This window comes from Pseudomonas sp. PB105 (assembly GCF_009764655.1).
GTDB lineage: Bacteria > Pseudomonadota > Gammaproteobacteria > Pseudomonadales > Pseudomonadaceae > Aquipseudomonas > Aquipseudomonas cyclaminis.
The window spans coordinates 219,779-239,863 of sequence record NZ_RWIO01000092.1 but is presented as its reverse complement, the minus strand read 5'-3'; the positions used below and the strand labels follow the sequence as shown (position 1 = coordinate 239,863).

18 protein-coding genes and 1 riboswitch are annotated in these 20,085 nt (G+C 61.5%); of the genes, 6 read left to right on the top strand and 12 right to left on the bottom strand.

Annotated elements, in window-relative coordinates:
* Positions 1 to 89 precede the first annotated feature (89 nt).
* Complete coding sequence (locus EJD88_RS22820) at positions 90 to 539, bottom strand: DUF1249 domain-containing protein (protein ID WP_003171323.1); 450 nt, start codon at positions 537 to 539, stop codon at positions 90 to 92.
* Positions 530 to 1,147, bottom strand: coding sequence for an NUDIX domain-containing protein (locus EJD88_RS22815; RefSeq protein ID WP_158879106.1), 618 nt, complete (start codon positions 1,145 to 1,147; stop codon positions 530 to 532). The genes EJD88_RS22820 and EJD88_RS22815 overlap by 10 nt, the downstream gene beginning before the upstream one ends.
* Positions 1,148 to 1,339: 192 nt before the next feature.
* Between EJD88_RS22815 and EJD88_RS22810 the strand changes: the two genes are divergently transcribed.
* Positions 1,340 to 2,077 carry an RsiV family protein gene (locus EJD88_RS22810; RefSeq protein ID WP_158879105.1) on the top strand — a complete coding sequence of 246 codons (738 nt, stop codon included), beginning with the start codon at positions 1,340 to 1,342 and terminating at the stop codon, positions 2,075 to 2,077.
* On the opposite strand, the gene cytX is transcribed toward EJD88_RS22810, so the two are convergent.
* Both cytX and thiC read right to left on the bottom strand, forming a co-directional pair.
* Positions 2,046 to 3,335 (bottom strand): putative hydroxymethylpyrimidine transporter CytX, encoded by a 1,290-nt coding sequence (gene cytX, locus EJD88_RS22805; protein ID WP_158879104.1) that lies wholly within the window; start codon positions 3,333 to 3,335, stop codon positions 2,046 to 2,048. The two genes, EJD88_RS22810 and cytX, sit on opposite strands and share 32 nt — an antisense overlap.
* Positions 3,336 to 3,480: 145 nt before the next feature.
* The gene (gene thiC, locus EJD88_RS22800) at positions 3,481 to 5,370 is read right to left on the bottom strand and encodes a phosphomethylpyrimidine synthase ThiC (protein ID WP_099583699.1); all 1,890 of its coding nucleotides are present in this window, start codon (positions 5,368 to 5,370) and stop codon (positions 3,481 to 3,483) included.
* A gap of 148 nt (positions 5,371 to 5,518) precedes the next feature.
* Positions 5,519 to 5,624: riboswitch (TPP riboswitch) on the bottom strand.
* A 196-nt stretch (positions 5,625 to 5,820) separates the two neighbouring features.
* Between thiC and EJD88_RS22795 the strand changes: the two genes are divergently transcribed.
* A complete protein-coding gene (locus tag EJD88_RS22795; RefSeq protein WP_158879103.1) occupies positions 5,821 to 7,260 on the top strand; it encodes a TolC family outer membrane protein in 1,440 nt (479 codons plus the stop codon).
* Between the two features lie 22 nt (positions 7,261 to 7,282).
* Here the strand turns inward: EJD88_RS22795 and waaA are convergent, their stop codons facing one another.
* On the bottom strand, positions 7,283 to 8,560 hold the full coding sequence (gene waaA / locus EJD88_RS22790) for a lipid IV(A) 3-deoxy-D-manno-octulosonic acid transferase (RefSeq protein ID WP_158879102.1): 1,278 nt from the start codon (positions 8,558 to 8,560) through the stop codon (positions 7,283 to 7,285).
* 23 nt (positions 8,561 to 8,583) lie between these two features.
* Positions 8,584 to 9,474, bottom strand: coding sequence for a LysR family transcriptional regulator (locus tag EJD88_RS22785; protein ID WP_158879101.1), 891 nt, complete (start codon positions 9,472 to 9,474; stop codon positions 8,584 to 8,586).
* A 97-nt stretch (positions 9,475 to 9,571) separates the two neighbouring features.
* Here EJD88_RS22785 and EJD88_RS22780 point away from each other — a divergent pair, with 97 nt between their 5' ends.
* The 4 genes from EJD88_RS22780 (at position 9,572) to EJD88_RS22765 (ending at position 12,992) form a co-directional block, all read left to right on the top strand.
* Positions 9,572 to 9,907 carry a multidrug efflux SMR transporter gene (locus tag EJD88_RS22780; RefSeq protein ID WP_003236297.1) on the top strand — a complete coding sequence of 112 codons (336 nt, stop codon included), beginning with the start codon at positions 9,572 to 9,574 and terminating at the stop codon, positions 9,905 to 9,907.
* 99 nt (positions 9,908 to 10,006) lie between these two features.
* Positions 10,007 to 11,182, top strand: coding sequence for an FAD-binding oxidoreductase (locus EJD88_RS22775; RefSeq protein ID WP_158879100.1), 1,176 nt, complete (start codon positions 10,007 to 10,009; stop codon positions 11,180 to 11,182).
* The gene (locus EJD88_RS22770) at positions 11,179 to 11,991 is read left to right on the top strand and encodes an aldo/keto reductase (RefSeq protein ID WP_099583704.1); all 813 of its coding nucleotides are present in this window, start codon (positions 11,179 to 11,181) and stop codon (positions 11,989 to 11,991) included. Before EJD88_RS22775 ends, EJD88_RS22770 begins: the two co-directional genes overlap by 4 nt.
* Before the next feature lie 41 nt (positions 11,992 to 12,032).
* On the top strand, positions 12,033 to 12,992 hold the full coding sequence (locus EJD88_RS22765; RefSeq protein WP_099583705.1) for a metal ABC transporter ATPase: 960 nt from the start codon (positions 12,033 to 12,035) through the stop codon (positions 12,990 to 12,992).
* Between the two features lie 56 nt (positions 12,993 to 13,048).
* On the opposite strand, the gene EJD88_RS22760 is transcribed toward EJD88_RS22765, so the two are convergent.
* From EJD88_RS22760 to EJD88_RS22735, 6 genes are all read right to left on the bottom strand, one after another.
* Entirely contained in the window at positions 13,049 to 13,984 is a 936-nt protein-coding gene (locus tag EJD88_RS22760) for an NAD-dependent epimerase/dehydratase family protein (protein ID WP_099583706.1), read from the bottom strand.
* Positions 13,977 to 15,401, bottom strand: a complete 1,425-nt coding sequence (gene hldE, locus EJD88_RS22755) for a bifunctional D-glycero-beta-D-manno-heptose-7-phosphate kinase/D-glycero-beta-D-manno-heptose 1-phosphate adenylyltransferase HldE (protein ID WP_112193101.1) — start codon at positions 15,399 to 15,401, stop codon at positions 13,977 to 13,979. Before hldE ends, EJD88_RS22760 begins: the two co-directional genes overlap by 8 nt.
* A gap of 103 nt (positions 15,402 to 15,504) precedes the next feature.
* Positions 15,505 to 16,113 carry an adenylyl-sulfate kinase gene (gene cysC / locus EJD88_RS22750; protein ID WP_158879099.1) on the bottom strand — a complete coding sequence of 203 codons (609 nt, stop codon included), beginning with the start codon at positions 16,111 to 16,113 and terminating at the stop codon, positions 15,505 to 15,507.
* Positions 16,106 to 16,810 (bottom strand): sulfotransferase family 2 domain-containing protein, encoded by a 705-nt coding sequence (locus EJD88_RS22745; protein WP_158879098.1) that lies wholly within the window; start codon positions 16,808 to 16,810, stop codon positions 16,106 to 16,108. Before EJD88_RS22745 ends, cysC begins: the two co-directional genes overlap by 8 nt.
* 153 nt (positions 16,811 to 16,963) lie before the next feature.
* Positions 16,964 to 18,772, bottom strand: a complete 1,809-nt coding sequence (gene msbA, locus EJD88_RS22740) for a lipid A export permease/ATP-binding protein MsbA (RefSeq protein WP_099583710.1) — start codon at positions 18,770 to 18,772, stop codon at positions 16,964 to 16,966.
* A gap of 9 nt (positions 18,773 to 18,781) precedes the next feature.
* Positions 18,782 to 19,960: an O-antigen ligase gene (locus EJD88_RS22735; protein ID WP_099583711.1), complete on the bottom strand. Its 1,179-nt coding sequence runs from the start codon at positions 19,958 to 19,960 to the stop codon at positions 18,782 to 18,784.
* Positions 19,961 to 20,085 lie beyond the last annotated feature (125 nt).

The following is a 20,085-nucleotide window of genomic DNA, read 5'->3' as shown; positions in this document are numbered from 1 at the left end:
CCAAGGCAATCACAGGAATGGACAATTGGGGCGATTATGCTGGGGCAGAACGCAAAGAGGAAACCCGGGGAAGCAGACGCAGTTCACATCTACCGCACAACCTCAAACTCATGGCCCAGGGCCAGGCAATGGCTCAACCACTCACCGAGGAACACATTGAGCTGCGCTTTCTCATCGGGCTGGTGCATGAACACGTTGGGGTAAGGATAGATGCTGCGAAAGCGTCGTGCATGTTCGGCGCTGATCACTTCCGCCATACGGGCGTCGTGGTAGACCTGCACTTCCAGTTGCGGCACCGGCAGCCAAGGCAGGCTGTGCTCCTGGCGCACGCGCAGGGTGGTGGTGTATGGGCAGTTGACGATGACTTCCAGGGCCAGCACGCCGAGCATCTGGTCGCCATGGGTAACGCCGATACGCCGCGCCTCGGGGGCGTGGCGCATGTCGGGCAACAGGCGCATCAGCCGCGCATAGTTGGCTTCGCAGGCGGCTTGCAGCCCGATCAGGTCGACTCGATAACGTTCCCGCGCCTTTACTGCCATAACCCCCTCACTTCCGCGCGATTAAGCGCAAGCCATTGCAGGGCGATAATGCTGGCTGCGTTGGAAATCTTACCGTCGCGTACCGCTTGCAGGGCATCTTCGAAGGCCCAGACGGTGACGCGGATATCTTCTGCCTCTTCTTCCAGTCCATGGACACCACCGGCACCGACGCTCTCGCAACGGCCCAGGTACAAATGCACAAACTCGGTACTGCCACCGGGCGACGGGAAATACTTGGTGATCGGCCACAGCGCGGAGAACGTCAGCCCAGCTTCCTCCTCGGCTTCGCGGTGTGCAACCTCCTCTGGCTCTTCATCCTTGTCGATCAGCCCCGCGACCATTTCCACCAGCCAAGGGTTGTTGCTGCGGCCCATGGCGCCTACTCGGAACTGCTCGATCAATACCACTTCATCGCGCTGCGGGTCGTACGGCAGGACACACACCGCGTCGTGACGGACGAAAACTTCGCGGTTGATTACACGACTCATGCCGCCATCGAACTTTTCGTGGCGCAGTTGCACACGATCAAGCTGATAGAAGCCCTTGTAGGCAATGTCGCGCTGAACAATTTCGATGGTGCTCGGCGTCGATTTTGCTGTGTCCGTCATATCCTTTCCTCGTTATGCCTGAGCAATTCGCGCCATCCTAACGCGCTCGCGCCCTAGGATGCAGCCCCTTTCCGGTTGCCGGGATAGACGGCGGCGGTCAAACTCACTCTAATCAGCTTAGTGGCGAACTGACTGCCTTGCAGGTAGTCGAAGCTGCACAATTTCGCTCCTATCGATAGACGAAGGACATCCATGTCGCTTTTAAAAATCGCCTCCGTGGCCTGCATCGCCTTGACCCTCGGCGCCTGCCAAAGCCTGTTCCAACCCAACTGGCGCACCCCGCTGGAAGCCACCCGCGACACCACCGAACAAACCCGGCCGGGCTGTGCCAGCGCCGATTGCGCGTTGGTGAATATCGACACCGTGCACTTTGCCAAAGACCCCAAGCTCGACGCCTTGATTGAACAGCGCCTGCTGGAAATGACCGGCGCCAACCCGCTGCCGACCAGCCTTGAGAGCTATCGCGAGCAATTCCTGAAAACCGCGGCGCCCAGCAACAGCATGTATTTGCAGGCCAAGGTACGGGAGCAGCATGACGGCTTGGTGATTATCGAACTGTCCAGCTACCTGGATCAGGGCGCCACCCATGGCGAGCCGGGCCGTGCGTTCATCAACTATTCGCGCCAGCAGCAAAAAGCGCTGTCGCTCACCGATATGCTACTGCCGGGCAAGGAAGACGGCTTCTGGAAAGCCGCCCAGGTGGCGCACAACAGTTGGCTGATCAGCACCCGCCTGAGCCTGGAACCGGAGTTCGTGAAAACCTACCCCTTCCAGAAAACCCCGAACGTGGCGCTGACCTATGGTGGCGTGGTCCTCAAGTACCCCACCACCACCATCGCGCCGTATGCCTTGGGCCATGTCGAGTTGCAGATTCCCTACTCGCGCCTGGAAGGCATCCTCAAGCCTGAGCTGGTGCCTGCGCGCCGCTGAAGGCGCGACCCAGGATGAACTGCAGCAACCCTGCCAGCACCAGCGCCGGCAGGGTTGCGCCGACATCCGGGTACAGATTCGCCAACAGGTGGTAAGTGGCGATGCCACCCAGCCAGGCCAGCAACGCCGACCAACGCAGGCTGGTGACCACACCCTGGCCACGACGGCGCAGGAGGAAATGATCCACCAACACCACGCCGAACAACGGCGCGAACACCGAGCCGATCAACAGCAAGAAGTTCTGGTACTGGGCCAACGGCGCAAAACAGGCGATCAAGGTGCAGATCACCCCGATAGCCAATGCCAGGTGCTCGACTTTCAAGCGCAACAAAATCCCGCTGGACACCGCCGCCGAGTGAATATCGGCAAAGGCGTTTTCCGACTCATCCAACAGGATCAGCAACAGCGGAATCCCCAGGCCCGCACCCGCCAACGCCAGGAGCAGCGCGTTCACTTCGCCGCTTGGCGCGAACGCCAGGGTATAGGCCACGCCCAGGCTCATCAGCCAGAAATTACCGATAAAGAATCCCAGCGCGGTGCCGCCGAAGACACTTTTGGCGCGCTTGCCGAAACGGGAGTAATCGGCAATCAGCGGCAGCCACGACAGCGGCATGGCGATGGCAATATCAAAGCCCACCGCAAATGGCAGCGAACCGTCACCGGCCTGAGCCCATAACGCGGCCAGGTCGGCCTTGGCAAACAGGTTCCAGGTCAGCCACACGCAGGCGGCGAGCAGCAGCCAGATGCCCCATTTGCGCAGGATCTGGCGCACAAAGGTCAATGGACCGCTGACTGCCAGCAAGGTCGCCAGGCCGCCAAAAAACAGCGTCCACAACACAGGACTGGCTAACAGGCTGCCCTCGCTGAATGCCCGCGTGCCCAGCAGGCTGGCGGCATCGCGCATCACGATGATTTCGAACGAGCCCCAGCCGATCAGTTGCAGCAGGTTCAGCAACGCCGGCAGGCTTGCGCCCTTGGCGCCGAGGCTGAGCTTGAGCGCGGCCATGGCGGACAGGCCGGTATCGCTGCCGATCACGCCGACGGCGGCCAGCAAGAGCACGCCGACCAGGGTGCCGAGAAAGATGGCCAACAATGAACCGCTAAGGCCCAGGCCCGGAGCGAGCAACGCGCCGGTTTGCAGGACCATCAGGCCGATGCCAAGGGAGAACCACAGGGAGAACAGGTCGCGGGCGCCGAAGACTCTTTTGTCAGCAGGCACCGCGATGTCGGGGGAATAGGTGCTGGGTTGAATGCTCAAGGGTTTTATCTCTGAAGAACATTTGTTGTTTGGGAGATAGCAATCGGGGGCAAGCCCCCTCCCACAGTTTTGAAAGTGTTCACACTTCAAATGTGGGAGGGGGCTTGCCCCCGATGAGGCCGGCACAGTTACCGCCAACCCCGGTTCAGACCTTCTTGTACAGCTGACTCCCCTCCTGCTTGAACCGCTCCGCCTGCTCCGCCAGCCCCTTGGCCACATCCACATCCACCGCGTCAATGCGCTGGTTGGCCGCGTATTCACGCACTTCCTGGGTGATTTTCATCGAGCAGAATTTCGGCCCGCACATCGAGCAGAAATGCGCGACCTTGGCCGAGTCCTTCGGCAGGGTTTCGTCGTGATAGGAACGTGCGGTGTCCGGGTCCAGGCCGAGGTTGAACTGGTCTTCCCAGCGGAACTCGAAGCGCGCCTTGCTCAAGGCGTTGTCGCGGATCTGCGCGCCCGGATGACCTTTTGCCAAGTCTGCCGCGTGGGCCGCGATCTTGTAGGTGATGATCCCGGTCTTCACGTCATCCTTGTTCGGCAGGCCCAGGTGCTCCTTGGGCGTGACGTAGCACAGCATGGCGCAGCCGAACCAGCCGATCATCGCCGCACCGATACCGGAGGTGATGTGGTCGTAACCCGGCGCGATGTCGGTGGTCAACGGGCCGAGGGTGTAGAACGGCGCCTCGTCGCAGCATTCAAGCTGCTTGTCCATGTTCTCCTTGATCAACTGCATCGGCACGTGGCCGGGGCCTTCGATCATGGTTTGCACGTCGTGCTTCCAGGCGGTCTTGGTCAGTTCACCGAGGGTTTCCAGTTCGCCGAACTGCGCGGCGTCATTGGCGTCGGCAATCGAGCCAGGGCGCAGGCCGTCGCCGAGGGAGAAGCTGACGTCATAGGCCTTCATGATTTCGCAGATTTCGTCGAAATGCGTGTAGGTGAAGTTCTCTTTATGGTGCGCCAGGCACCACTTGGCCATGATCGAACCGCCACGGGACACGATGCCGGTGACGCGCTTGGCAGTCAGCGGCACGTAGCGCAGCAAAACGCCGGCGTGGATGGTGAAGTAGTCGACGCCCTGCTCGGCCTGTTCGATCAGGGTGTCGCGGAACAGCTCCCAGGTCAGGTCTTCGGCGGCGCCACCGACTTTTTCCAGGGCCTGGTAGATCGGCACGGTGCCGATGGGCACGGGCGAGTTGCGGATGATCCACTCGCGGGTTTCGTGGATGTGCTTGCCGGTGGACAGGTCCATCACGGTGTCCGACCCCCAGCGAATGCCCCAGGTGAGTTTCGCCACTTCTTCTTCGATGGACGAACCCAGGGCGCTGTTGCCGATGTTGCCGTTGATCTTCACCAGGAAGTTGCGACCGATGATCATCGGCTCCAACTCGGTGTGATTGATGTTGGCCGGGATGATTGCGCGGCCACGGGCGATTTCTTCGCGCACAAACTCGGGGGTAATGATTTTCGGCACGCTGGCGCCGAAGCTGTGGCCAGCGTGTTGCTGGTCCAGCAGGCCACTGGCGCGGGCCTCTTCAAGCTTCATGTTTTCGCGGATGGCGACGTATTCCATCTCGGCGGTGATGATGCCTTTGCGTGCGTAGTGCATCTGGGTGACGTTGGCACCGGCCTTGGCGCGGCGCGGGTTCTTCACGTGGGCAAAGCGCAATGCGGTCAGTTCGGCGTCGCTGAGCCGTTGCTGGCCGAAGTGCGAGCTCAGGCCGGACAGGCGCTCGGTGTCGCCGCGCACTTCAATCCACGGCGAGCGCACATCGCCCAGGCCTTTGCGCACGTCGATGATCACATTGGGGTCGGTGTACGGCCCGGAGGTGTCATAGACCACCACGGGGGCGTTGATTTCACCGCCGAAATCGGTGGGGGTCACGTCCAGGCTGATCTCACGCATCGGCACACGAATGTCCGGGCGAGTGCCCTGCACGTAGATTTTTTGCGAGCGGGTAAACGGCTGCACAGAGCCGGAGTCGACCTTGGCCGATTCACTTAAATGCACAGTGTTTTTTAGTTTTGTCGTCATCACGGGCTCTCCAACTATCCAGGCGGTGGATTTTTGTCGGAGCGAACCTGTGACGGATGGACGCACTGAAACCAGTGCTGTGCTTGGCGCACGAGGACTGTTCGATTGTCGAACAGCATCCCGGACGAAGCACAAGAGGACTCGCCGGGTGACGAGAAATCTTGTTCCCTACGCAGGCGCTAACCTGATCAGGTTCAACGGGATCCGGTATTTACCGATCTCAGCCTTCCAACAAGGCACCCCGACAAGAACGCGGCCAGTCTAGACCATGCCGTGGGCAAATTGCCAACAGTGGAGCATTCAGCGTGATGAATGGCGCAATTGCAGGATTGTTGTGCCGGGGTCGCACCACTACACTCGGGTGCTGCCTCAAGGCTTGACGCCAGGAATGGCCAGCCGTAGCCTTGGGCGCTAAATTATCACCGTAATATTCACACTAGGGATCGCCTCATGCTGCGCAAACTTTCACTGGCTGTTGCCGTGTCTTGTGCGACCAACGCAATGGTCTGGGCAGCAGAAGCGCCCTTGTCTGCCAGAACCGATCTGGTCAGCGTCTATCAGGAAGCGGTGGATAACAACGCCGACCTGGCTGCCGCCCGCGCCCAATACGGCGCGCAAAAAGAAGTGGTGCCCCAGGCACGCGCCGGGTTGCTGCCGAACTTGTCGGCCGGTGCCGATATCAACAACGTGCGCACCCAGATCGACACGCCAGCGGCCACCGCCAACCGCGACGCCCATTCCTGGCGCGCAACCCTGAGCCAGCCGCTGTTCCGCGCCGACCGCTGGTTCCAGCTGCAAGCCGCCGAGGCCGTCAACGAGCAGGCCGCATTGCAACTGTCAGCCACGGAACAGAACCTGATCCTGCAAAGCGCAGAGAGCTATTTCGCCGTGCTGCGCGCCCAGGACAACCTGGCCTCCACCAAGGCCGAAGAGAACGCCTTCAAGCGCCAACTGGACCAGTCCAACGAGCGCTTCGATGTGGGCCTGTCGGACAAGACCGACGTGCTGCAATCCCAAGCCAGCTACGATACCGCTCGCGCCAACCGCATCCTGGCCCAGCGCCAGGTGGATGACGCCTTTGAAGCGCTGATCACCTTGACCAACCGCCAGTACAACTCGATCCAGGGCATCGTGCACACGTTGCCGGTGTTGCCGCCGCTGCCGAACGACGCCAAGGCGTGGGTCGAAACCGCCGGCCGCCAGAACCTGAACCTGCTGGCCAGCAACTACGCCGTCACCGCTGCCGAAGAAACCCTCAAGCAGCGCAAGGCTGGCCACGCGCCGACCCTGGATGCGGTGGCGCAGTACGAAAAAGGCGATAACGACGCCCTCGGCTTCAGCAACCCAAATGCCTTCGGTACGCCGTATCGCGGTGATGTCGAGCAGCGCACCATCGGCCTGCGCCTGAGCATCCCGCTGTACAGCGGCGGCCTGACCAGCTCGCAAGTGCGTGAGTCGTACTCGCGCCTGGGCCAGACCGAGCAGCAACGCGAAGGCTTGCGCCGACAGGTAGTGGAAAATACGCGCAACCTGCACCGCGCCGTGAACACCGATGTGGAACAGGTACAGGCGCGCCGCCAGTCGATCATCTCCAACCAGAGCGCGGTGGAAGCCACGGAAATCGGTTACCAGGTGGGTACGCGCAATATCGTCGACGTGCTCGATTCACAGCGCCAGCTCTACTCGTCGGTGCGCAACTACAACAACAGCCGCTACGACTACATCCTCGACAACCTGCGCCTGAAGCAGGCGGCGGGGACCTTGAACCCAGGGGATTTGCAGGACCTGGCGCGTTACCTGAAGGCGGACTACAACCCGGATAAAGACTTCCTGCCGCCGGACCTGGCCAAGGCAGCCGCCGAGCAACTCAAGGCCCGACCGGGTTATTAAACACACTTGGATCATTGTTGAGTCAGTGAGTGATCAGTCTGGCCAACCCATCCAGCAAGCGCTTCAGCGCGCCCTGGTTGGCCTGCATCACCTTGAGCCCCGCCTGCGCCATCCGGTGCGCATCCTGCGGCAGTTCGAACAGCTGCCGCACGGCTTCGGCCAACCCTTGCGCGTCATCCACCTCACGCAACGCACCCGCTTCGCGCATCATCGCGGTGATTTCGAGGAAGTTGAATACATGCGGCCCCATGATCACCGGCTTCGCCAGCGCCGCCGGCTCCAGCGGATTGTGCCCGCCGGTCGCCACCAGGCTGCCGCCGACGAAGGCGCTGTCGGCCAGGGCGTAGAGAAACAGCAACTCGCCCATGGTGTCGCCGAGCAACACTGAGGTGTGTGCACTGACGGGCTCGCCGGTGGAACGGCGCACCGTGGCAAACCCTTGCTGCTTGCACAGCTCGAACATCGGACCAAAACGCTCTTGATGACGCGGCACCAGAATCAGTAATGCATTGGGATAGCTGGCGAGCAACTGACGATGCGCGGCCAACACCACTTCATCTTCACCTTCGTGAGTACTGGCGGCGATCCACACCGGACGCTCGCTGGCGCCCCATTGCTCGCGCAATGCGGCCGCTCGCTCCAGCAGTTGCGGGTCGATGGTCAGGTCGAACTTGATTGAACCGGTCACCTCTACAGTCTCCGGCCGCGCGCCAAGGCTCAAGAAGCGCTGGGCCTCGGTGTGCGTCTGCACAGCGAACAAACTCATTTGCGCCAGCATCGGCGCCGTCAGCTTGGCGAAACGTCCATAACCCTTGGCCGAACGGGCCGACAGCCGCGCATTGGCCAACGCCACCGGAATGCCGCGCCGAGCGCAGGCGTGGATATGGTTGGGCCACAGCTCGGTTTCCATGATCACCGCGAGCCTGGGCTGCACGCGGTCGAGAAAACGCTTGGCCGCGCACGGCAAGTCGTAGGGCAAATAGCAGTGCTGGATGCGCGGCTCGTTGGCGAACAACGCCTGGATCCGCTCGGAGCCGGTGGGCGTCATGCAGGTGACGGTGATCGGCAGCTCTGGATAACGCTGCAGTAGCCCGCGGATCATCGGCGCGGCGGCAATGCTTTCGCCCACTGACACGGCATGCACCCAGATCCCGCCCGGCTTCATCACCGGCAAGCCATAAGAGAAGCGCTCGCCCACGCGCTCGGCGTAGGCCGGCGCCTTGCGGGCGCGCAGCCACAGACGTAAAGCCACCAACGGCAGCGCCAGGTAAAACAGACAGCTGTAGAGAGTTCTATTCATGGCGGCGGAGTTTATCCACTTTTTCAATCAATCGCCCGCAGGCACTCGGCAAAACGTTCGGCAAGGAAACGTGCCGCGGGCCCGAGGTGCTCATCGCGGCGCCATACCAGCTCTACCACCAGGGCCGGCGGCGTCCACTCGCTGCCCAACTCAACCATTTGTTGCTGATAAGTCGGATATTGCACGATGTGCCGCGGCAGCCAGGCCCAGCCCAGGCCACTCATCAGCCATTCGGCCAATACGTAGAAACTGTCGGCGCGCCACACCAGCGGGCTGGCGGCTTCGCTGCCGGGATAGACACTGGTCTGCGTCGACATCAGCAGCTGCCGGTACTGGGCCAGGCGCTGGCACGTCACGTACCCGTCCTTGGCCAGCGGGTGGTTCACACCGCAGACCGTGACCATTTCCACACTGCCCACCACGCGCCGCTCAAGGGCCTCGGGAATCTGGTCGTGATAGAACAACAGGCCCAGGTCCGCCTTGCGCTCCACCAATTTGCGCGCCACGTCGCCTTGGGCGGCACTGGACAGCTGCACTTCCAGCAAAGGGTATTGCACCGCCAGCGCCTCAAGGCTGTCGAGCACCGGCTGGAACAGCATCGCCTCGTCCTGAGCCAGGCGCAGGCAGGCTTCTTCACCACGGGTCAGCGACAACGCCCGGCCGTTGAGCCGCTCACATTGACGCAGCACTTCGCGCGCCTCTTCCAGCAATACGCTGCCGGCTTCCGTCAGGCGCGGCTGGCGGCCACTGCTACGCTCAAACAGGCTCACGCCCAGGTCTGCCTCCAGCAGCGCAACTGCATTGCTCACCGCCGATTGCGCCTTGCGCTGCCCACGCGCCACGGCCGAAAACGAACGCTGCTCGGCGACGTCGACAAACAGGCGCATCTGTTCCAGATTCCACTGCATGGTCAACCCATCTCCCAATCGGATAGGTAATGACTTTACCCCATCTGGCAAAGCTCTAGAATACCGACCTTATCCAATGCGCTGCACACCGAGGATTGACGCCATGAACCCTGCCTACTATTACCTGGCTATCGCCATTTGCTCGGAAGTGATTGCTACTGTCTCGATGAAAGCCATCAAGGGTTGGAGCACGCCAATCCCGTTACTGCTGGTGATCGTCGGCTACGGCGTGGCCTTCTGGATGCTGACGCTGGTGGTGCGCACGGTGCCGGTGGGTGTGGCCTACGCCGTGTGGGCCGGGATGGGCATCGTGATGGTCAGTATCGCGGCGCTGTTTATCTACGGGCAGAAGCTGGATGTCCCGGCGATGCTGGGGATGGGCCTGATTGTGCTGGGCGTGGTGGTTATCCAGTTGTTCTCGAAAACCGCCGGGCATTAAGCGCGCAACATTCGCAGCCTCGCTAAAGCTCGACAGCGCCTACGGTGTGCACGGTTTGAGAATGTATACTTGCGGCCTTGTTTAGAAATGAGGTCGCCCATGCCATCCGTTATGTCCACCGACGTTCTGATTGTCGGCGCCGGAGTTGCCGGCCTCTGGCTGAATGCGCGCCTGCGCCGCCAGGGGTTTTCCACGGTGGTGGTGGAAAGTGCCACGTTGGGTGGCGGGCAAAGTCTGAAGTCCCAGGGGATCATTCACGGCGGTGCGAAATACGCCCTGCACGGCGCCCTTACCGGCGCCTCCGAAGCGATAGCCGATATGCCGCGCCGCTGGCGTGAAGCCCTCGCGGGCAACGGCGAGCTGGACCTGTCCGGCGTGCGCTTGCTGTCCGAAGCCCATTACCTGTGGTCCCCCGGCACGATCGCCGGCAACCTCACCAGCTTTTTTGCCAGCAAGGCCGTGCGTGGCCGTGTCGATCAGGTCAAGGGCGACGACCTGCCAGCGGCACTGCAAGACCGCCGTTTCAAAGGCAAGGTGTATCGCCTGGCCGAGTTGGTGGTGGATGTGCCAAGCCTGATCGACCGCCTCGCGCACTTGGCCGGTGACGGCTTGCTTGCAGGGCAACAGATCGAACCGCTTTATGAAGGCAACAAACTGGTGGGTTTGAAGGTCGATGGCCGCGAGATCCGCGCCCAGCGCATCGTCCTGAGTGCCGGCGGCGGCACCGCTGAACTCCTGGCAACACTGGGCCTGAGCAACCCGGCCATGCAAAAGCGCCCGTTGCACATGATCATTGCCAAAGGCCCCGGCCTGAAGCCGCTGTACGCCCATTGCCTGGGCGGCGGCACCAAGCCGCGTATCACCGTGACCACCCATCCGGCTGCCGATGGCAACTGGGTGTGGTACATGGGCGGTGATATTGCCGAGGCCGATGGCGTGGCGCGCACGCCCGAAGAGCAAATCGCCACCGCCCAGAAAGAACTCGCACAATTGCTGCCCTGGATCGACATGAGCCAGACCCGCTGGGCCACTCTGCGCGTGGACCGTGCCGAGCCGCTGCAATCAGGCCTGAGCCGTCCCGACAACGCCTTTGTCGCAGAAGAAGGTCGCCTGCTGGTGGGATGGCCAACCAAACTGGCGTTGGCGCCAGACTTCGCCGATCGGGTGATCAACAGCCTGGAACGTGACGGTATCCGCCCGAACACCTGCGAGCCACTGCCGGAGCTGCCTAAACCCGCCCTCGGCGTACCGGCCTGGGAGCAACTGCTGCCATGAGCCTACCCACCTTGCACGACCTGCATCGCCCTTTGGGCAGCACCGGCATTCTAGTCTCGCCGCTGGGCCTGGGCACCGTCAAGCTGGGCCGCGACCAGGGTGTGAAATACCCCAACGGCTTCCAGATTCCGGATGACGATCAAGCGCGGATGCTCCTGCGCCAGGCCCGCCAGCTGGGCATCAACCTGATCGACACCGCACCGGCCTATGGGCGCAGCGAAGAACGCTTGGGGCCGCTGTTACGCGGCCAGCGCAAGGATTGGGTGATCGTCAGCAAGGTCGGCGAAGAGTTCGAAAACGGCGTCTCGCAGCACGACTTCAGTGCTGCCCACACCCGGCTGTCCATTGAGCGCAGCTTGAAACGACTTGAAACGGATTTTATCGACCTGGTGCTGGTGCACTCCGATGGCAACGACCTGCACATCCTCAACGACTGCGAGGTCTACCAAACCCTGGCGGAGCTGAAAAAAGAGGGCAAGATTCGCGGCTTCGGCTTCTCCGGCAAAACCGTCGAAGGCGGCGTGAAGGCTTTGGAACAAGGTGATTGCGCGATGGTCACTTACAATCTGAACGAACAGACAGAGAAAGCCGTCATTGAATATGCGGCGGCCCATGGCAAAGGCATTCTGGTCAAAAAGGCGCTGGCCAGCGGCCACGTTTGCCTTGAGCCTGGAATGGATCCAATACATGCGAGCTTCATGCTGTTGTTTGCGCAAACCGGCGTCGCCAGTGCTATTGTCGGGACCATTAATCCGCTGCACCTGGCCCATAACGTGGCGACCGCTGCCAAGGTCATTCGTCAACTCTGATGCCGCCCACGCGGCCGACCCCGTCGCAAAAAGGAGCCGACATGCCGCGAACGCTCATAAGAAAAAACCCCAGCAACTTTAAAACACTGCCGCTGCACGTCGAAGCCACCCCCGAAGGCCTGAGCTACCAGAGCGTGGGCATGCCGCTCAACTTCGCCCAGACCCTGCAACGGCGCAAGCCGGTGGAGGTGGCAGACCCGGAACGTTTCGCACTGGAACTGGCCAACCTCGGCGTCTCGGTACGCCTGACCCTGCACTGGCAAAACCGCGATTACTGGGTGCTGGTGCGCCAGCGTCGCCAGGACCGTGGCGACGTGGTGCTCAAGCTGATCTCCGGCTATGTCCCGGCCCATGAACTGAACCTGCCGCTGCATACGGCCATCCAGGAAATTGCCGAAGAATGCCTGCTGGAAACGCCCGAAGGCTGGCTCGGCGGGCGCTTCAACGATACTTGGCTACCCGCCCCCTACTCCGCCGCCCTGCATTACCGCGAAGCGCTGCCGTTTCGCCTCAGCCCGCTGTCCGGCGCGGCGCGCCCGGTGCGTTGCGCCACCACCCAGTTGATCGAACGCCCACGGGCCTATGTGCATTTGCCCACGGCGTCGCTGCAATTGATCTACGACCTGCGCCTGGAAGTGCCAAAGGAAGCCAAGTCCCTGAGCCTGTTCCACGTGGATGAGCGCCTGGAAGGCGACCAGTTGGTAGCACGCCTGGACCGCAAGCGTCCGGACCTGTACCTGATGCCCCTCAAAGACGGCCAGCCCCTTCCCGAGCTGTACACCGTAAAAAAAGACCAGCTGTACCCGGCGAGCACACGGGGCTTGTACCTGGCAGAAAGCTTCGCCCAGCAGGAAGGCTGGCTGGTGCGTGAAGAGCGCATTCGCTGGAAGGATTGGCTCAGGCAGCAAGGCCTGGCGGAGCCGGAGAAAGAATCGAAGCTGAAGGGATTGGCGCGGCGAGTGCTGCGCAAGATCGTGCCGAAGAAGAAAGCCAAGGGCTGAGTGAGCTGCAATCCAACTGTGGGAGGGGGCAAGTCCCCTCCCACAGCTGATAGCATTTAGCCGTTGATTAGTCGCTGGAGGCCGACTTTCAACGGGGTCGGCTCGGGCAATTTGAAACTCGCCAACAACCGCTGGTTATTCGCCCGCGAATGCCGGATATCCCCTGACCGCGCAGGCCCGTAGGTCACAGCCGGCAAACTGCCCACCGCCTCTTCCAGCGCCTGCAGCACTTGCTTGAGGGTGGTGGTACGGTTCCAACCCACGTTAATGGCCCCCAAAGGTGCGTCCGGCGCTTCGATGGCCTGCACCAAAACATCCACCAGGTCTTCCACGTACATGAAGTCGCGGGTCTGCTCGCCATCGCCAAACACGGCAATCGGCAAACCCTGCTGGGCACGCTCGCTGAAGATACTGATCACGCCGGAGTAAGGCGACGATGGGTCCTGACGCGGACCGAAGATATTGAAGAAGCGGAAGATCACCGGCTCCAGACCATGCTGGCGGCGATAGAAATCAAAGTACTGCTCGCCAGCCAGCTTGTCGGACGCGTAGGGCGTCAACGGCGCCTTGGTGGTCTCTTCGTCAATCGAAGCACCCTCGCCGTTGTTGCCATACACCGCCGCGCTGGACGCAAACACCACACGCTTGACCCCGGCCTGGCGCATGGCTTCGCAGACATTCAGGGTGCCGACGAAATTGCTCTGGTGCGTACTCACCGGATCATCCACCGAGGCCTGCACGGACGCCACCGCCGCCAGGTGCACCACCGCCGTCGCGCCAACCGCGGCACGCGCCACCAGCGCGGCATCGGCGACATCCCCTTCGAGCAACTCGACACGCGGGTTGCCCAGCGGCAGGTTGCTGCGTTTGCCTGTGGACAGGTTGTCCAGCACACGCACTGCGTAGCCTTTGGCAAGCAAGGCATCGACGAGATGCGAGCCAATAAAGCCCGCGCCCCCCGTGATCAGGACCATCGGATCAGCCTTACTCATTGTTGCGAATCTTCTCGACAATCGCCGTGGTCGAGCTGTTCTCGACCAGGCCCAGTACTTTGACCGTGCCACCGTAAGCGCTGACGATATCGGCACCGACCACCTGGTCGACGGAATAATCGCCGCCCTTGACCAGCACGTCCGGCTTGACCTGGGCTAGCAGGTTTTCCGGGGTCGCTTCAGGGAAGCTGATCACCCAGTCAACTGCGCCCAACCCGGCCAGTACGGCCATGCGCCGGTCGACGCTGTTGATCGGACGGCCAGGGCCTTTCAGGCGGCTGACCGAGGCGTCGTCGTTGACCGCCACGATCAGGCGGTCGCCTTGGGCGCGGGCCTGCTCCAGGTAAGTCACGTGGCCGGCGTGCAGGATGTCGAAGCAGCCGTTGGTGAACACAATGCTTTCGTTGTGCGCACGCGCATCGTCAATTGCCAGCAGCAATTGCTCGATGGTCAGCACACCGCGCTCCGAGCCCTCGGAGCGCTGGATGGCACGGCGCAGTTCAGGTGCGCTGATCGCAGCGGTACCCAACTTGCCGACCACGATGCCCGCCGCCAGGTTGGCCAGGGCCACGGCGTGGGGCAGTTCTTCGCCGGCCGCGATGGAGGCGGCCAGGGTGGAAATCACCGTGTCGCCGGCGCCGGTGACGTCGAACACTTCACGGGCCCGCGCCGGCAGGTGCATCGCCGGGTGGCCGGGACGCAGCAGGGTCATGCCGTGCTCGCCACGGGTCACCAGCAAGGCGCCGAGGTCGAGATCGGCCATGAGCGCCGCGCCTTTGGTGACCAGTTCGTGCTCGTCGGCGCAACCGCCGACGATGGCTTCGAACTCGCTGAGGTTCGGCGTGATCAGGCTGGCGCCCCGATAAATCGAGAAGTCCTTGCCCTTGGGATCGGCCAGGACCGGAATACCCTTGGCCTTGGCGGCCTGGATCAGTACCTGATGGTTCTTCAGTGCGCCTTTGCCGTAGTCGGACAAGACCAGCACTTTGACGCCTTCGAGCAATTCGTCGACCTGGCCGCTGAGGGCCAAAGCGTCGGTGGCGAAGGGTTCTTCAAAATCGATACGCAGCAATTGCTGGTGACGGCTCATGACCCGCAGCTTGACGATGGTCGGCTGATGGGCAATGCGCTGGAACAGCGCACGCACGCCGGCACCGCGCAGGCTGTTGGCCAGGCTGTCGGCGGCTTCGTCGTCGCCGGTCACACCCACCAGGGAGGCCGGGGCGCCGAGAGCGGCAATATTGAGGGCAACGTTGGCAGCGCCACCTGGACGGTCTTCGATTTGCTCGACCTTGACTACCGGTACCGGCGCCTCAGGGGAAATCCGTGAGGTACCACCATGCCAGTAACGGTCGAGCATGACATCGCCGACCACCAAGACAGGGGCTTGATCGAATCGCGGCATGGACAACTTCATGGAGCAACCCACATACAAAATGAACAGGGGCGCGATATTAGCACAGGGTGAGCGCCGCCTAGTTCGAGAGCTTTATCCGCACGGCATCACGCGCCAAAACTGGTTATTTTTTAAACAAAATCGCGAGGATACGCTCCACGGCTTCGCCCAATTCGACCTCATCGGTGTTGATTTCGCAGTCGGCCTGCCGAGGCGCCTCGTAGGGGCTGTCCAGACCGGTGAACGCTTTGATACGCCCATCCAGCGCCGCACGGTACAACCCTTTGGGGTCACGCCGTGCACATACGTCGAACGGCGTGCTGACGTAAACCTCAAAGAACTGCCCCGGCCCGAACAGTGCCCTGGCGGTCGCGCGGTCGACGCTGAACGGCGAGATTGCTGACACAATCACAATCAATCCCGCGTCTACCATCAAGCGCGCCACTTCGCCGATGCGCCGGATATTTTCCTTGCGCGCCGCATCGCTCATGCCCAGGTCATTGCACAGGCCCGAGCGCAAATTGTCGCCATCAAGCACAAAAGTGTGCCGCCCCTGCTCATTGAGTTGCACCTCCAGGGCATTGGCCAGGGTCGATTTGCCGGACCCGGACAACCCCGTCAACCACAGGCAGCACGGTTGTTGATGCTTGAGCGCCGCCCGTGCGGTCGCCGACAACGACAAGGCAAAGGGACGGATGGCAGCGGCATCTCTGGCCAGCGACTGCTTATTCATAACCCAACACCTCGTAATCACGCTGATAGGCGCGCTTGACCAAACGGCGCGTGCGCACGGAGCAAAACGCTCTCACCGGCTCGCTTCGCCGCCCCAGTGAAACATTCAGATGTGGCAGGGATGAGGTCACGCCAAGGCGCTCGCACAGGTGCTGGAAATCTTGCTCCAGGGATTCCTGGCGCCCGAGAAAATCCATGGCCATTTGGCCCAGGTGATCGACCAGAAAGTCGGTCTGGGGTGCGAAATGCAGTTGGCGGCGCAGGTTGTCCGGGTGCAGCCAGCCGGCCACAAAATGGTCGAAGTCGCGGTAGTGGCTGACCAGTGCCTGGGCTTGCAGATCGCGGGCGCCCATGTGGTTACTGCGCAGGTAGTTGTAGGCCGAGTAGGCACGCTCCAGCGGGTCACGCACGAAGGCGAATTTGAAACTACGCTCGCAGTGTTCGGGAAACTGTTGCTCATACCAGTAATACGGCAGGTGCCCCGGCCAGCGCCCATCGAGAAGTGCCGAGCACACGCTGCTGCCGGCGCACTTGGGCACATGGATAAACACACAATTGTGCTGTTCGAAAGCCGGATTAAGGGTGGTCACCCCCGACAGGGATTTATTGACGGCCTGGCGATCCACCACCGACAACCGCCCCAGCAAGAACACCCTCTGGGGTTTGGGAAGCAGTTTCCACAACAGACGTTGCAACATTCCATTACCCACGCAAGAAGGTTAGCCCTCTCGTTCGTCATTCGAATCGAGAAGGCCAACATAACAAACGACAGGCAGTGAATTATTTGGCTTTGGTCAAGCCCTGTAAGGGTCTTGATACAAACAGCGGGGCGCATTGCGCGCCCCGTTGGTTCAGGTGATGTTGTTCGCGACCGGCTCGTCCAGCCCCATGGCGTGCAGGCGCGAGTAATAGCCGCCCTTGGCCAGCAGTTCGACATGCGTACCGCGCTCGACAATTTCGCCGTGGTCCATTACCAGAATCAGGTCGGCCTTTTCGATGGTCGACAAACGGTGTGCGATCACCAGGGTGGTGCGGCCTTTCATGACCTTATCCAGTGCGGCTTGGATATGCCGCTCGGACTCGGTATCCAGCGCCGAGGTCGCTTCATCCAGGATCAGCAGCGGGGCATTTTTCAGCAGGGCCCGGGCGATCGCCAGGCGCTGGCGCTGGCCACCGGAAAGCAGCACGCCGTTTTCACCGACTTCGGTGTCCAGGCCTTTGGGCAGCTCCGCGATGAAGTCCATGGCGTAGGCATCGGCCGCTGCTTTTTCGATGTCGGCACGCGGCGCGTCGGCCAGGTCGCCGTAGGCGATGTTATTGGCCACGGTATCGTTGAACAGGGTCACATGCTGGGTAACCTGGGCCACATGGCGGCGCAGGTTGCGCAGGCGATAGTCTTCGATCTCGACTTCGTCCAGCAGGATTTCCCCGGTTTCATGATGGTAGAAACGCGGAATAAGGGCGGCCAGTGTCGACTTGCCGCTGCCTGAGCGTCCGACCAGGGCGATCATCTGCCCAGGGGCTGCGCTGAAGCTGATGTTCTTGAGCACTTCACGCTCGGTGCCTGGATAAGTGAAGCTCAGGTTGCGCACGTCCAGGCGACCGCTGACGCGATCACGCTCCACGGTACCGCCGTCGACTTCAGGCACTTCATCCAGTTGTTCAAAGATGCTTTCTGCGCCGGCCACACCTTTCTGGATCGTCGAGCTGACTTCCGACAGCTGGCGGATCGGCTTGGGCAGCAGGCCCGCCGCCGTGATGTAGGCCACGAGATCACCTGCCGTCGCCTCACCGCGCAACAGCAGCACCAGGAACATCAACGCGGCCATGGCCGTGTAGATCACCAGTTGCAGCATCGGCGTGTAGACCGCGCCGGTCTTGTTCATGCTCAGTTGCTTGTCGGTGTTGCCCTGGCTGGCGGCGGCAAAGCGGCGCTGCTCGTAGTCTTCGCCGCCGAAGCTGCGCACCACGCGGTAACCCTGGATGGTCTCGGAGGCGACGTGGGTCACGTCGCCCATCGCCACCTGGATCTTCTTGCTCTGCTTGCGGAATTTCTTGCTGGTGCTGCCGACCATGATTGCGATCAACGGCAGGATTGCCAACATTACCAGGGTCAGTTTCCAGTTCATCCACAGCAGGTAGCCGAACAGGAACACCACCGTCAGGCCTTCGCGGATCACGACCTTGATCGCATCCGTGGCCGCGCCGGTGACCATGGTCACGTTGAAGGTGATGCGGGAAATCAGGTGCCCCGAGTTATGGGTATCGAAATAGCGATTAGGCAGCACCAACAGCTTGTTGAACAGCTGGACCCGCAGGTCATGCACCAGCCCCAGGGAAACCTTGGCCAGGTAGTAGTTACCCAGGAAAGAGCCGAGGCCTTGCCACGCGGCGATCAGGATGATCAGCAGCGGCACGGCCATCAGCAACTTCAGGTCCTTGAAAAACGGAACCTTGGGCAAAAACACCACATCGGGATTGCTCAAGCCATCCACGAAGTACTTGAGAATCCCGGCGAGCATTGGCTGGGTCGAAGCAAAAATCACGAAGCCCACGATACTCAGCAGGAACATGCCGAGGTACGGTTTCACATAGCCCAGCAGCCGGAAATAGATTTTCAGGCTGGATTCCTGGTCCGCTTTGGGCGGTGCGTCACTCATGTGTCGAGCTCACTGATTGGGTAGGACGCGAACTTTATCACACGCGTCGGGTTTGGCCCGAGCCCAGACCAAAACACTGGCCAGCGCAATCGGCAGCCAGGAAATGAACCACTCGGCACGCGGCGTGCCCGTCAGGCTGGCGGCGTCGAACTGCATGGCCAGGAACGAAAACACCCACATGCCGATGACGCCCTTGCCGTAGAGGGTGTCGCGGGCCTTCCAGGCTTGCCACAGCACACCGAACCACAGGCCGCACCACAGCAGCAGGCCCGGCAGGCCCAACTCGATGCTCACATGGGTGAACAGGTTATGGGAGTGGTCAAAAAAGAGGTTATCGGCAAATATCTTGTAGTCGCCGCCCAGCCCGAGGCCGGTCCAAGGGCGCTCGCTGATCATTTGCACGGCCGCCATGAAGATCTGCGGACGGTAGGACACACCACGGGCCAGCATCAGCGATTGCATGGCGAAGAACACCGCCAGGGCCGCCACCACTGCGCCAATGGCAATCACGGCGGTACGCCGGTCACGGCACCAGGCAGGCATCGCCACCACTGTCAGCAGCAACGCCAGCGCGGCGCCACGGCTTTGGCTCAACACCACGAACAGCCCGAGGAACCCAACCGCCAGCACCCAACCCACTTGCATCCAGCGCCCACGGGGAACCCAGTGCAACAGCCAGACGGCCGCCAAGCCGATCACGTAGGCGCCCAGGATGGGGTGGGACAATTGGCCCAAGCCGGCCAGACGCGCCGTCCAGCTATTATGCTCAATGCCATAGAACTTGATGATTGCAAGCAGCGACGACAATGCCAGCCCGAAGCCACCCCATTGCATCACGCGAATGACGCGCTCGGGTTGACCACACGCAAACACCGGGAAAAACAGCAGGAATACGCCGATATACAGCAGGCGCTTGGCCTCGCGGGACGGGTCTTCGGCGTTGGTCCACAACAGGCTGATCGCGCCCCAGACAGCAAGCGCGGCAATCATCAGGCAGATCCAGCGCTGTTCGTGCCAGACCTCCTTGAGACGCTCACGCGCCGCCCAGGCAAACACCATTGCCGGCAACCACAGGAACAGCGTCAAGCCTTGTTGATAAATCTTATTGGTCGGCGCGAAGGCAACTGCCAGCAAAAACCAAAGTAACCCCAAAATCATCCATACCTGCGCCCAACGACTTGCTTGCATCACCCGCTCCTGAATACGTTCAACCCGCCAACCCGGCATGGTTAAAACCCAAAACTTTCGGCATTATTACCGACCACTGTGCCCGCGACTCCCACAAGGCTTTCCGACGATGCAATGTTCAAGGC

What these genes read in the sequence shown, in the direction of transcription:
- EJD88_RS22820 (WP_003171323.1), bottom strand. Translation starts at nt 539, where the DNA reads ATGGCAGTAAAGGCGCGGGAACGTTATCGAGTCGACCTGATCGGGCTG.
- EJD88_RS22815 (WP_158879106.1), bottom strand. Translation starts at nt 1,147, where the DNA reads ATGACGGACACAGCAAAATCGACGCCGAGCACCATCGAAATTGTTCAG.
- EJD88_RS22810 (WP_158879105.1), top strand. Translation starts at nt 1,340, where the DNA reads ATGTCGCTTTTAAAAATCGCCTCCGTGGCCTGCATCGCCTTGACCCTC.
- thiC (WP_099583699.1), bottom strand. Translation starts at nt 5,370, where the DNA reads ATGACGACAAAACTAAAAAACACTGTGCATTTAAGTGAATCGGCCAAG.
- EJD88_RS22795 (WP_158879103.1), top strand. Translation starts at nt 5,821, where the DNA reads ATGCTGCGCAAACTTTCACTGGCTGTTGCCGTGTCTTGTGCGACCAAC.
- waaA (WP_158879102.1), bottom strand. Translation starts at nt 8,560, where the DNA reads ATGAATAGAACTCTCTACAGCTGTCTGTTTTACCTGGCGCTGCCGTTG.
- EJD88_RS22780 (WP_003236297.1), top strand. Translation starts at nt 9,572, where the DNA reads ATGAACCCTGCCTACTATTACCTGGCTATCGCCATTTGCTCGGAAGTG.
- EJD88_RS22775 (WP_158879100.1), top strand. Translation starts at nt 10,007, where the DNA reads ATGCCATCCGTTATGTCCACCGACGTTCTGATTGTCGGCGCCGGAGTT.
- EJD88_RS22770 (WP_099583704.1), top strand. Translation starts at nt 11,179, where the DNA reads ATGAGCCTACCCACCTTGCACGACCTGCATCGCCCTTTGGGCAGCACC.
- EJD88_RS22765 (WP_099583705.1), top strand. Translation starts at nt 12,033, where the DNA reads ATGCCGCGAACGCTCATAAGAAAAAACCCCAGCAACTTTAAAACACTG.
- EJD88_RS22760 (WP_099583706.1), bottom strand. Translation starts at nt 13,984, where the DNA reads ATGAGTAAGGCTGATCCGATGGTCCTGATCACGGGGGGCGCGGGCTTT.
- hldE (WP_112193101.1), bottom strand. Translation starts at nt 15,401, where the DNA reads ATGAAGTTGTCCATGCCGCGATTCGATCAAGCCCCTGTCTTGGTGGTC.
- cysC (WP_158879099.1), bottom strand. Translation starts at nt 16,113, where the DNA reads ATGAATAAGCAGTCGCTGGCCAGAGATGCCGCTGCCATCCGTCCCTTT.
- EJD88_RS22745 (WP_158879098.1), bottom strand. Translation starts at nt 16,810, where the DNA reads ATGTTGCAACGTCTGTTGTGGAAACTGCTTCCCAAACCCCAGAGGGTG.
- msbA (WP_099583710.1), bottom strand. Translation starts at nt 18,772, where the DNA reads ATGAGTGACGCACCGCCCAAAGCGGACCAGGAATCCAGCCTGAAAATC.
- EJD88_RS22735 (WP_099583711.1), bottom strand. Translation starts at nt 19,960, where the DNA reads ATGCAAGCAAGTCGTTGGGCGCAGGTATGGATGATTTTGGGGTTACTT.